The following is an 11,446-nucleotide window of genomic DNA, read 5'->3' as shown; positions in this document are numbered from 1 at the left end:
GCGCGCGCTTGCCGGTCGCGGCCGTGCCGGGCGCCGCGGAACCGAGCGGCGCGGCCTGGCCGGCGCCCGTCCGGCACCGGATCTCCGGTGCGCGCCGGCCCGGCCGCCTCGCCGGCCTGGTCTCCTCGGTCATCACGTTCGCCCCCACTCTGCGCGGCACCGCTGCCGCCCCTGGTCAACGCCCTGGTCAACACCGTAGGCAGCGGGCCGGCGCGGTCGGATCCACCGCCGGGCCGGTATCCCGCTCCTACCTTGGAATGAGTCCCCCGTGCCGGCGGGCCCCCTGCCCTGCCGCCCACCGGAAGACCATCTTCGCAGCTCACCCGGCACGAAACGGTCCGGAAGGCGACCGCTTGCGGCCAACCGGCCACGGAACGCATTGAACCGCCGCGGCCGCTCGTACGTGTCCGCCGGCGCTCCCTCGGAGGCCGGCGTGTCTCAGGCCCGGCGCTGCGCCCGCGCCGAGGCGTACAGGCAGACGGCCGCTGCCGTCGCCAGGTTCAGGCTCTCGGCCCGGCCGTAGATCGGCACCCGGACCACCTCGTCCACGTGCCGGAGGATCTCCTCGGGCAGCCCCCACGCCTCGTTGCCGAACACCCAGGCGGTGGGCCGCGCCAGCAGCCCCTCGTCGATGGCCTCGTCCAGGGTCCGGTCGCCGGCGCCGTCGGCGGCCAGCACCGTCAGCCCCGACTTCTTCAACTCCGGGATCAGCGTGTCGAAACGCGGCCCGACCACCACCGGCAGATGGAACAGGCTGCCCGCCGAGGCGCGCACGCACTTGCCGTTGTAGGGGTCGACGGAGGCGTCGGTGAACACGACCGCCTCCGAGCCCGCCGCGTCCGCGGTGCGCAGCACCGTCCCGGCGTTGCCGGGGTCGCGGACGTGCGCGAGGACCGTCACCAGCCGCGGGCCGGACTCCAGCGCGCCGGCCAGCGGGACGTCCACGAACCCGCAGACCGCCAGCAGCCCCTGCGGGGTGACGGTCTGCGCCAGCTCCGCCATGACCTCGCCGCTGACCCGCAGCACCGGGACCCCGGCGCGCTCGGCGGCGGCCACCAGCTCGGGATGGCGGGACTCGGCCTCGGCCGTGGTGAACAGCTCGGCCAGCCCGCCGGGGATCTCCAGCGCCTCCCGCACCGCCTGCGGCCCCTCGGCGAGGAACCGCCCCTCACGGCGCCGGAAGGCGCGTTTGGCGAGCCGGCGAGCGGCCTTCACCCGTGGTGATCGGATAGAGGTCAGCTCGCGGCCCGCCATGTCGCCGTACTCGCCCGTCGCCAGGTCGCCCGGCTCAGGCGGCCTCCGCCGGCAGCGCGTCCTTGGCCACCTTGACCAGGGCGGCGAACGCGGGGGCGTCGTTCACGGCGAGCTCGGCCAGCATGCGCCGGTCGACCTCCACCTCGGCGGCCTTCAGGCCCTGGATGAACCGGTTGTAGGTAATGCCGTTGGCGCGGGCCGCGGCGTTGATCCGCTGGATCCACAGGCGGCGGAACTGGCCCTTGCGGTCCTTGCGGTCCCGGAAGGCGTAGGTCATCGAGTGGAGCTGCTGCTCCTTGGCCTTGCGGTACAGCCGCGAACGCTGGCCGCGGTAGCCGCTCGACCGCTCCAGAACGACCCGACGCTTCTTGGCGGCGTTGACCGCCCGCTTCACGCGTGCCACGTGCTGAACTCCTTCGTGGGGGCCGGTGCCGTCCTGGCGCCGGCCGGTCGTCGATGTTGCCGGTCGGTGCTACTTGCGCAGCAGCTTCTTGATGTTCTTGGCGTCGGCGTCGGCCACCACGGCGGGGCCGGACAGGCGGCGCGTCCGCTTGGTGGGCTTGTGCTCGAGCAGGTGGTTCTTGTTGGCGCGGCGGCGCATCACCTTGCCGGAGCCGGTCAGCTTGAAGCGCTTCTTGGCACCGCTGTGGGTCTTGGTCTTCGGCATGGTCGCCGTCGTCTCCCTCGTTCCCGGCCCCCGTGCGGCGGCACGGGAGCGCACCTGATCGGCGCGTCGCACTCGGACGCGTGCGACGCGCCAGGTCAGGCTTCAATGTACGTGCGTAACGGTCCCGCGAAAGCCACGAGACCGCCGGCGGGCCCGCCGCCGGGGCGGGGGCCCGGCGGCCCTTGCGGGCCGCGGGCGTTGCGGCCGGACCGGCGTCGCGGCCGGTCCGGTACCGGGTCGTGCGGGCACTGCGCCCGGGTGCGCACCGCGCTCGCGCGGGCAGCATCGGGTGAGCGCCGCGGTCGGGCGTTCACGACCGGGCGCCGCGGCCGCCTTCGCGGCCGGCGTCGCGCTCGCGCGGTCGGCGGCGGGTCAGGCCGGTCCGGTCGCCGCGTCCTGCTCGCGGCTCGCGGCCCGCTCGGCCTTGGCCTCCGCCTTCTTCTTGTGCGGACCGAGCACCATGATCATGTTACGGCCGTCCTGCTTGGGCCGCGACTCGACGAAGCCGAGCTCCTCGACGTCGTCGGCGAGCCGCTGCAGCAGCCGGAAACCGAGCTCGGGACGGGACTGCTCACGACCACGGAACATGATCGTGACCTTCACCTTGTCCCCGGCCTTCAGGAACCGCACCACGTGACCCTTCTTGGTCTCGTAGTCGTGCGGGTCGATCTTCGGGCGGAGCTTGATCTCCTTGATGATCGTGTGCGCCTGGTTCTTCCGCGCCTCACGCGCCTTCATCGCGGACTCGTACTTGAACTTGCCGTAGTCCATGAGCTTGGCGACGGGCGGGCGCGCGGTGGGCGCCACCTCGACCAGGTCGAGGTCCGACTCACGCGCGAGTTCAAGGGCCTTGGCGATGGGCACGATGCCCACCTGTTCGCCGTTCGGGCCGACGAGCCGGACCTCGGGCACGCGAATGCGGTCGTTGATACGCGGTTCGGCGCTGATGGGACCTCCTTGGGGCCGTTCTCAAGTTCTGGGACCGGTCGTACCCCGAGGCTCTCACGCGAAAAGCCCCGCACGACTCACGTGCGGGGCCACCTTCGGTCGCCCTGAACGGCTGCTGCCGTCCGGGGACGACGGCGAAACGAGCGCGCCGCGCCCGTTCGCCGGACCGATACCCACCGGCCTCACGGCCGGTCAGGTGGGAGGTGGCCTCCGCTTGAGCGCCCGGCGCGCACGACCTCATCGGTCGCGTGCACAGGGCCGGTCGGCCACCAACACTACCACCTGCGGGGCGTGTGCGCGCCCCGCAAGGTTCCGCGTCCGCCGCGAAGTACGCCGATCGTTCCAACCCGGCCGGGCGGCTCCGCATTCCCGTACGCCGGGGGCGCGCCGCGTACGGCCACGGCGCCGAGCCCGGCCGGCCGCCTTCGACCTGGGAAAGTGACGGTCATCTGGCCCGCCGAACACCCCGGCCCGAACGCCCGCCTTGTTACCGTGATGCCAGGTCGGCCCCGGTGGGCCGGTGCCAGGGAGGTAATCCCGCGATGCCCTCACCAGAGTCCGGCTCCCCCGGCCCCGTCACCGCCCCGCCGCCGGTCCGCCTGCAGTTCGCACAGAAGGCGTTCATCACGTCCGGCGGGCGGCTGCTGATGGTGCGCAAGGCGGTGTCCGACCCCTTCCAGCCCGGCCGCTGGGAGGTGCCCGGCGGGCGGCTGGACGTCCGCGGCGACCTGGACCTCGACGACCACATCCGGCGGGAGGTGTGGGAGGAGGTCGGCCTGAAGATCGATCCGGGGCCGCCGTTCCATCTGTGGCAGTGGTTCATGGACGACCGGTCCCCCGGCGCGGGGGGCGGGACGGTCCGGGTGGTCGCGGCGGCCCGCCGCTGCCGCCCGCTGACGCTCGACGTCCGGTTCGGCAACCAGGACGAGAGCGACCACCTGGACGGATGCGCCTGGGTGCCGCTGGACGAGGTGTGGTCCTACCCGCTGATCCCGAGCCTGCGCCCGGTGGTGCGCGCGTTCCTGCCGGCCGCCCGCTGACGGCCGTCCTACCGGCGGCCGCCGTCCCGATGATCGTATGGGCCGCCGTCGCAGGGCGGACCGCCGAGGGCGGCGGCCGCGCGGCGCAGCGCTCGCAGGGTGCGCAGGAAGCGCCGCCGGCTCTCGGGCAGCCCGAACGTCTCCTGCCAGCGCCACGGTTCGGCGCTTCCCAGGGCCGCGGTGACGGCCCAGCGCAGGAACTGGCCGCGCACGCCGTCGCCGGGATGGACGGTCGCCGTCCCCCGCTCCTCGACGAGCAGGTAGGAGTGCCCGGTGCGGACGCGGGCCCGGAGCGCCGCGAACTCGGCGGGCGCCCCCGGCAGACCGCACTCCTCCACGACGTCGCGCACGCCCGGCGTCCCGGGGAGGAAGTGCCAGTGCGCGTGGTCGATGCACGCGCCGCCGCCTTGCGACAGCGCGGGCCCGTGCTCGAAGAGCAGCAGTTCGCCCGTGCCATAGGCGTGCCGATAGAGGCCGGAGACGTGGTCGCGCCAGCGCAGGGCGCGGCCCCACAGCCGTGCGTCGAAGCCGCCCGCGCACTGGTGGTGCTCGCGCGTGACGAGGAGGAGATGCCCGTCGGCGAGCGGCGCGACGTCGGGCATCAGCAGGAAGTCGCGGTCCCGGGCGAGGACGGACGGATCGCCCGGCAGCCCGGCCATGGCGTTGATCCGGAACCGGAGGGGCGGGCACAGCACGCACTCGCGGCCGGGCTGCACCGATGGCTCGGCCAACGCCTCCTCCAGCACACGGGGACGCACGGGCGGTCGCCTCCAGCGTGCCCGCGCCGCCGCGCCGGCGATCTGTACGGCGGCGGATACAGACACGGGACCCATGGGGTACAAAGCATGGCCGAACGGGCACATACGGGATAGAAGGCAGCACCGTGAACCAGACCCCACAGCTCCCCGCCCGCGCGCCCCGCGCCGCCCCTCCCGCCCCCGCGTCCTCCGGCGCCCGCGCCGCCCCCGCCATCGACATGGCGGTGCTCCAGGCCCGCCTGAACGAGTCCCTCGACGTCCTGCGCGACACCTACGCGCCCGCGCCCGGCAGCGGCGGCGGCTGGTACCACGAGCTGGCCCGGCCCGAGCCCGGGACGACCGCGACGGCGCTCGGGCTGCTGGCGTTCGTGGAGGCGGGCCGCCCGTTCGAGCACTTCGACGCGGGGCTGGCCTTCCTCGCCGAACGGCAGGCGTCGTCCGCCGACGCGCTGCGCGACGGCGGCTGGGCGACCCGCACGAGCCTCGGCATGCCCGTGGTGGAGGCCACCGGCTGGATCGCCCGGTTCCTCGCCCGCGCACGCTGCGACCTGCGCGAGGACGCCCCGGACCTGCGGCGCGCGTACCGGTGGCTGCTGCGCAACCAGAACCCCGACGGCGGCTGGGGCTCGCTATACGGCTGCGCGTCCCGGGTGTGGCAGACGTGCCTGGCACTGCGCGCCCTCGCGCAACTGAACCCGTACGACCCGGCCGTGGACCGGGGCGTGGAGTGGCTGACCGCGGGCCGGACGGCGCACCGGCCCGCGTGGGGCCCGGAGCCGGCGGCCGCGGCGACCGTCACGCACACGGCGTTCGTGCTGGTGACGCTGGCGGAGGCGCGGCCGGGGCTGCGGTCCGAGCGGCTGCTGGACGCCTACGACTGGCTGCTCGCCCACCTCGACCCCGACGACGACCACACCTGGATCGAGACGTACGAGGTGTCCCCGCACGGCCTCGGGTCGCGGCCGGTGTGGCGGCTGGCGCTGTGGCACTACGGCCTGCCGATCGCGCTGACGGCGCTGCTGCACGACCCGCGCGGCCCGCACGGGCCGACGATCGCCCGCGCCTTCCGGACGCTGGCGCGCGGCGAGGTCACCGACCCCCGCCGCAACGGGCCGCCGGGCGGCGGCCGCACCTCGCTGTGGACGCTGTGGTGGCGGCTGGAGACGCTGATCGCGCTCACCCGCGTGCCGCTCGCCGGAGGCGCGGACGTACTGCACTGGTTCCCGGACGCGACGGTCGTGCAGCGCGCCCATGCGCGCGAGCGGCCGGTGGCGGCGCTGCTGCCGCACCGCCGGCTCGCCGACCCGGTGCCGTTCGTGCGGCGGCACTGGCCGGCGCTGGTGCTCGGGTTCGTGTGCGTGGCCAGCGCGTTCGGCGTCAAGCTCGGCGCGTGGGGGTGGCGCGACTTCTGGCTGAGCGTGATCGTGCCGATCGTGCTGGCGAGCGTGGACGAGTCGCTCAAGCGGAAGCGGACACCGCGCGGCCCGCCCCCGGCGGCGCCCTAGCCCGTGGAGATGCCCTAGCCCGCGGTGGGCGCGGCGGCGCGGCGGGCCAGTTCCGCCTCGCCGGCCGCGCGCATCGCCGCGACCGGGACGTCGTCGCGGCCGGTCATCAGCTCGACCTGCCGGACCGCCTGGTGCAGCAGCATCGCGAAGCCGCCGACGACCGTGCCGCCCGCGCGCTCGACGGCCGCGGCGAGCGCGGTCGGCCACGGCGCGTACACCACGTCGAACAGCGCGGCGCCGGACGCGGCGACCGGTCCGGCGAAGGCGTCGGCGGCCCGTCCCGGCAGGGTCGACACCACGAGCCCGGCGGGCAGGTGGTCGGCGATCCGGTCGAGGGTGGCGACCCGCACCGCCAGCCCGCAGCGCTCGCCGACCTCGGCCGCCTCGGAGGCCCGGCCGGGGTCGCGCACCGCGAGCACCGCGGCGTCCAGGCCCAGTGCGGCGAGCGCGGCGAGCGCCGACGCGGCCGTCGCGCCGCCGCCCAGCACCACCGCGGGCCCGGGCGAGCCGAGGCCCGCCTCGGTGAGCGCGGTGACGATGCCGTGCACGTCGGTGTTGTCGGCGTGCCGGCGCCCGTCGCGCAGGACGAGCGTGTTGGCGCCGCCGACCCGCTCGGCCAGGTCCGACACCGAGTCGGCCAGCTTCAGCGCGACCCGCTTGAGCGGCATCGTCAGCGACAGCCCCGCCCATTCGGGGCCGAGGCCGTCCAGCAGCGGGGCCAGGCCGTCCTCGCCGCACTCCACGGCGCCGTAGCGCCACGTGTCCAGGCCCATCGCCGCGTACGCCGCCCGGTGCAGCACCGGCGACAGCGAATGCGCGATCGGCGATCCCAGCACGGCGGCGCGCCGCACGTCACCCACCTGCCCGCTCCGATCCGTCACGCGTCACCCGTTCGGGTGCTTCTTCTGCCACTCGCGGAACTCCTGCTCCAGCTTCTGGCGCTGCGCGTCGGTGGTGGCGAACTTCGTGACCTTGTGGGTGGGGTCGGTGGCGACGAAGTACAGCCAGTCCCCGCTCTTCGGCGACAGCGCCGCCTCGATCGCGTCCGGGCCGGGGTTGCAGATCGGCCCGGGCGGCAGGCCCTTGTGCTTGTAGGTGTTGTACGGCGAATCGACCTCGAGGTCCTTGTTCCGCACGTCCAGCGTCCGCTTGTTCAGCGCGTACAGGACGGTCGTGTCGAACTGGAGCGCCATCCCCGACTTGACCCGGTTGTAGATCACCCGGGAGATCTTCGGCAGGTCGCTCGGCATGCCGCCCTCCGCCTGCGCGAGGCTGGCCACCGTCAGCAGCCGCAGCGGGCTGAGGCCCGCCTTCTTCGCCTTGCCCTCCAGGTCGGAGCTGCTCGCCTCCTTGTTGAACGCGTCGACCATCTGCTGGACGATCTTGCGCGCCGACCCGTTCGGGTCGAGGTCGTAGCGGCCCGGGTACAGGAAGCCCTCCAGGTTGCCGCCCGAGTACGACGGCAGCCCGAGGCCCTTCGTGTTCTTCGCGACCGCCTGGAAGTCCCGGACGGGGATGCCGGTCTTCTTCGACAGCAGCTGGAAGACCTCGATCGCGCGCTTGCCCTCCGGGATGGAGATCTGGTTCCCGGCCCGCGACTTCGGGTCGAGCAGCAGCGCCATCGCCGCCTTCGACGACATCTCCCGGCGCATCTGGTAGAAGCCGGGCTGGATGCTGGAGGCGCGCCTCTCGCCGTTGTAGACCTTCACGAACGCCCGGGTGCTCTTCACCACGTGGTGCTCCTGGAGCATCGCCCCGATCACCGCGCCGCTCGCGCCGTCCTTCACCTGGACCGTGACATTGCCGCTGCCGGAACCGGAGTAGTCCGGCGGATGCAGCCGGTTGTCCAGGATCGCGACGCCGAACACGCCCGCGGTGCCGAACACCGCGACGATGAACGCCAGCGCGAACAGGAACGCCGCGCGGCCGCTGCGGCGGCGGCGCCGCTGCCGCTTGCGGGCGCGCCGCCGGTCCCGCCGGCTCGGCGGCTCCTGCGGCTGCCCCTCGTCGTACGGATCGCCGTACGGATCGGAGAAAAGGTCCAAATCGTTCATGAGCTCCCCCGGACGATCTCGCCTGGGGGGCGCCCGGTCAACCGTTCCCCGTCCAGGGCCGCTTGAAGCAGGACGGCCGCGGCGGCCTGGTCGACGACCTTGCGGCGGGCCTGACCGCGCACTCCCCCCGCCCGCAGCCCGCTCTCGGCCGTGACGGTGGTGAGCCGCTCGTCGTACAGCCGGACCGCCTCCGGGGGAAGGCGGTCCGCGAGCCTGGCGGCGAACCTGCGCGCCGACTGCGCCGCCGGGCCCTCCCGGCCCGACAGCGAGGTCGGCAGCCCGACGACGACCTCGATCGCCTCGTGCTCGGCCACCAGCTCGACGAGCCGGTCGATGTCGCCCCTGCCGCTCTTCACGGTCTCCAGGGGGGAGGCGAGGATCCCGCCGGGATCGCACCGTGCGACGCCGACGCGGACGCTCCCCACGTCCACGCCGAGCCGCACACCCTGCCTCATCGCTCCGCTCCGCGGCGCGGCGCGGGGCGCCCCGGGGTGGGCGCCGCGTCCTTCACGGACCTCATGGCGCCGCCCCTAACCCGCCCGCGGGGCTCACGCGGCCCCTACGGCTCGTTCGACCGCGGCGAGCGCGTCGTCGATCGCGGCGGGGTTCGCGCCGCCGCCCTGCGCGAGGTCGTCCTTGCCGCCGCCCCCGCCGCCGAGGGTCCTGGCGGCCAGGCCGACGAGCGCGCCGGCCTTCAGGCCGCGGTCCCGCGCGCCCGGGGTGACGGCGACGACCACGACGGGACGGTCCTTCGGGACGCCCGTGACCATGACGACCGCGGGCCGCGCCTGCAGCCGGCCCCGCACGTCCACGGCCAGCTTGCGCAGGTCGTCGGCGCCGGTGCCGTCGGGGGCGCGGTGCCCCACGAACGCGGTGCCGTTGACGTCCTTCGCGCCGTCGGCGAGGGATCCGGCGACGGCGAGGATCTGCTGCGAGCGCAGCTTCTCCAGCTCCTTCTCCGCCTCGCGGAGCCGGCCGACGACGCCGGAGATGCGCTCCGGCAGCTCCTCCTTGCGCGCCTTCATCTGCTCGGCGAGCTGCGCGACCAGCACGCTCTCGCGGGCCAGGAACCGGAACGCGTCGATGCCGACCAGCGCCTCGACGCGGCGCACGCCCGCGCCGATGGACGACTCGCCCAGCACCTTGACCAGGCCGAGCTGCCCGGACCGGGCGACGTGCGTGCCGCCGCACAGCTCGCGGGAGTAGTCGCCGACCTCGACGACGCGGACCTCGTCGCCGTACTTCTCGCCGAACAGCGCGAGCGCGCCCATGGCGCGGGCCTCGTCGATCGAGGTGTGGAACGCCCGCACGTCCAGGTCGCCGATCAGGACCTCGTTGACCTCGTCCTCGACGTCGCGCAGCACGCTCACCGGGACGGCGCCGGAGGCGGTGAAGTCGAACCGGAACCGGCCGGGCGAGTTCTCCGAGCCGGCCTGCGCGGCGGACTCGCCGAGCGCCCGCCGGAACCCGGCGTGCACGAGGTGGGTCGCGGTGTGCGACCGGGAGATCGCGGCGCGCCGGGTCAGGTCGATCTCGGCGTGCGCGGTGTCGCCGGCCTGCGCCTCGCCGCTGCGGACCCGGCCGCGGTGCACGATCAGCCCGGCGAGCGGCGACTGCACGTCGTGCACGTCGATGACCGCGCCGTTGCCGAGCCGGATGACGCCCTGGTCGGCGAGCTGGCCGCCGCCCTCGGCGTAGAACGGGGTGCGGTCGAGGACGACCTCGACCTCGGTGCCCTCGCCCGCCGCGGGCGCGTTGGCGCCGTTGACCAGCAGCCCGACGAGGCGGGCGTCGGCGGCGACGTCGTGGTAGCCGATGAAGTCGACCTTGCCGCCGGCGCCGGTGAGCAGCTCGTCGAGGACGGAGACGTCGAGGTTGCCGGTCTTCTTGTCGCGGGCGTCCTGCTTGGCGCGGTCGCGCTGCTCCTTCATCAGCCGGCGGAAGCCGTCCTCGTCGACCTGGAGGCCGGCCTCGGAGGCCATCTCGAGGGTCAGGTCGATCGGGAAGCCGTAGGTGTCGTGGAGCTTGAACGCCTGGTCGCCGGCCAGGGTCCCGCCGCCCGAGCGCCGGGTCTCCGCCACCGCGGTGTCGAAGATCGCGGTGCCGGTGCGCAGCGTCTGGAGGAACGACTCCTCCTCGGCGTCGATCACCGTGTGGATGTTGGCGGCGGTGCGGATCAGCTCCGGGTACTGCTCGCCCATCGCGGCGATCGCGACGGAGGTCAGCTCGTGCATCAGCCCGGCGTTCTGGCCGCCGAGCAGCCGCAGGTTGCGGATCGAGCGGCGCAGGATGCGGCGCAGCACGTAGCCGCGGCCCTCGTTGCCGGGGCGGATGCCGTCGGCGACCATCATCGTCCCGCTGCGGACGTGGTCGGCGATGACGCGCAGCGACACGTCGGCGCGGTGCTCGCGGCCGTAGGAGGTGCCGGTCAGGTTCGCGGCGCGGTCCAGGACCCGCCAGAGGGTGTCGGTCTCGTAGATGTTATCGACGCCCTGCAGGACCGCCGCCATGCGCTCCAGGCCCATGCCGGTGTCGATGTTCTTGGCGGGCAGGTCGCCGAGGATCGGGAAGTCGGTCTTGCTGTCGCCAGGGCCCCGCTCGAACTGCATGAAGACGAGGTTCCACACCTCGAGGTAGCGGTCCTCGTCGGCGACCGGGCCGCCCTCGCGCCCGTACTCGGGGCCGCGGTCGTAGTAGATCTCCGAGCAGGGGCCGCAGGGGCCGGGGACGCCCATCGACCAGAAGTTGTCCTCCATGCCGCGCTTCTGGATGCGCTCGAGGGGGACGCCGACCTTGTTGTGCCAGAGCTCGCGGGCCTCGTCGTCGTCATGGAAGACGGTGACCCAGAGCCTGTCCTCGGGGAAGCCGAAGCCGCCGTCCTCGCGGGAGCGCGTCAGCAGCTCCCAGGCGAACGGGATCGCCTGCTCCTTGAAGTAGTCCCCGATCGAGAAGTTGCCCAGCATCTGGAAGAACGTGGCGTGCCGGGTGGTCTTGCCGACCTCTTCGATGTCGGGCGTCCGGACGCACTTCTGCGCGCTGGTCATCCGCTGCGACGGCGGGGTGCGCTGGCCGAGGAAGTACGGCTTGAACGGGACCATGCCGGCGTTCACCAGCAGCAGGGTCGGGTCCTCGGCGACCAGGCTGGCGGAGGGCACCACCGTGTGCCCGCGCTCCTCGAAGAACTTCAGGAAGCGGCGTGCCACCTCTGCCGACTCCATGA

The 11,446-nt window shown here is 74.0% G+C and carries 11 protein-coding genes; 2 read left to right on the top strand and 9 right to left on the bottom strand.

The features are described from left to right. Positions 1-438 precede the first annotated feature (438 nt). The 4 genes from J4709_RS39915 to infC form a co-directional block, all read right to left on the bottom strand. Complete coding sequence (locus J4709_RS39915; protein WP_208249544.1) at positions 439-1,254, bottom strand: TrmH family RNA methyltransferase; 816 nt, start codon at positions 1,252-1,254, stop codon at positions 439-441. Between the two features lie 34 nt (positions 1,255-1,288). Beyond that, complete coding sequence (rplT, locus tag J4709_RS39910) at positions 1,289-1,657, bottom strand: 50S ribosomal protein L20 (protein ID WP_151544049.1); 369 nt, start codon at positions 1,655-1,657, stop codon at positions 1,289-1,291. Between the two features lie 69 nt (positions 1,658-1,726). Then, the gene (gene rpmI, locus J4709_RS39905; protein WP_067468638.1) at positions 1,727-1,921 is read right to left on the bottom strand and encodes a 50S ribosomal protein L35; all 195 of its coding nucleotides are present in this window, start codon (positions 1,919-1,921) and stop codon (positions 1,727-1,729) included. A gap of 372 nt (positions 1,922-2,293) precedes the next feature. After that, positions 2,294-2,851, bottom strand: coding sequence for a translation initiation factor IF-3 (infC, locus tag J4709_RS39900; RefSeq protein WP_281382898.1), 558 nt, complete (start codon positions 2,849-2,851; stop codon positions 2,294-2,296). A gap of 560 nt (positions 2,852-3,411) precedes the next feature. Here infC and J4709_RS39895 point away from each other — a divergent pair. After that, entirely contained in the window at positions 3,412-3,909 is a 498-nt protein-coding gene (locus J4709_RS39895) for an NUDIX domain-containing protein (RefSeq protein ID WP_208249542.1), read from the top strand. An 8-nt stretch (positions 3,910-3,917) separates the two neighbouring features. Here the strand turns inward: J4709_RS39895 and J4709_RS39890 are convergent, their stop codons facing one another. Next, positions 3,918-4,667 (bottom strand): HIT family protein, encoded by a 750-nt coding sequence (locus J4709_RS39890; protein WP_208249540.1) that lies wholly within the window; start codon positions 4,665-4,667, stop codon positions 3,918-3,920. Between the two features lie 125 nt (positions 4,668-4,792). Between J4709_RS39890 and J4709_RS39885 the strand changes: the two genes are divergently transcribed. Next, on the top strand, positions 4,793-6,172 hold the full coding sequence (locus tag J4709_RS39885) for a prenyltransferase/squalene oxidase repeat-containing protein (RefSeq protein ID WP_208249538.1): 1,380 nt from the start codon (positions 4,793-4,795) through the stop codon (positions 6,170-6,172). Between the two features lie 14 nt (positions 6,173-6,186). Here the strand turns inward: J4709_RS39885 and J4709_RS39880 are convergent, their stop codons facing one another. From J4709_RS39880 to alaS, 4 genes are all read right to left on the bottom strand, one after another. Further along, positions 6,187-7,032, bottom strand: coding sequence for a shikimate dehydrogenase (locus J4709_RS39880; RefSeq protein ID WP_208249536.1), 846 nt, complete (start codon positions 7,030-7,032; stop codon positions 6,187-6,189). A 24-nt stretch (positions 7,033-7,056) separates the two neighbouring features. After that, positions 7,057-8,226, bottom strand: a complete 1,170-nt coding sequence (gene mltG / locus J4709_RS39875) for an endolytic transglycosylase MltG (protein WP_208249534.1) — start codon at positions 8,224-8,226, stop codon at positions 7,057-7,059. Continuing rightward, on the bottom strand, positions 8,223-8,681 hold the full coding sequence (gene ruvX / locus J4709_RS39870) for a Holliday junction resolvase RuvX (protein WP_208249525.1): 459 nt from the start codon (positions 8,679-8,681) through the stop codon (positions 8,223-8,225). Before ruvX ends, mltG begins: the two co-directional genes overlap by 4 nt. 93 nt (positions 8,682-8,774) lie before the next feature. After that, positions 8,775-11,444: an alanine--tRNA ligase gene (gene alaS / locus J4709_RS39865; RefSeq protein ID WP_208249524.1), complete on the bottom strand. Its 2,670-nt coding sequence runs from the start codon at positions 11,442-11,444 to the stop codon at positions 8,775-8,777. Positions 11,445-11,446 lie beyond the last annotated feature (2 nt).

Origin of the sequence: Actinomadura violacea (genome assembly GCF_017573465.1) — a bacterium.
Lineage (GTDB): Bacteria > Actinomycetota > Actinomycetes > Streptosporangiales > Streptosporangiaceae > Spirillospora > Spirillospora violacea.
This window is presented reverse-complemented; position numbering and strand designations above follow the sequence as displayed.

What these genes read in the sequence shown, in the direction of transcription:
- J4709_RS39915 (WP_208249544.1), bottom strand. Translation starts at nt 1,254, where the DNA reads ATGGCGGGCCGCGAGCTGACCTCTATCCGATCACCACGGGTGAAGGCC.
- rpmI (WP_067468638.1), bottom strand. Translation starts at nt 1,921, where the DNA reads ATGCCGAAGACCAAGACCCACAGCGGTGCCAAGAAGCGCTTCAAGCTG.
- J4709_RS39895 (WP_208249542.1), top strand. Translation starts at nt 3,412, where the DNA reads ATGCCCTCACCAGAGTCCGGCTCCCCCGGCCCCGTCACCGCCCCGCCG.
- mltG (WP_208249534.1), bottom strand. Translation starts at nt 8,226, where the DNA reads ATGAACGATTTGGACCTTTTCTCCGATCCGTACGGCGATCCGTACGAC.
- ruvX (WP_208249525.1), bottom strand. Translation starts at nt 8,681, where the DNA reads ATGAGGCAGGGTGTGCGGCTCGGCGTGGACGTGGGGAGCGTCCGCGTC.
- alaS (WP_208249524.1), bottom strand. Translation starts at nt 11,444, where the DNA reads ATGGAGTCGGCAGAGGTGGCACGCCGCTTCCTGAAGTTCTTCGAGGAG.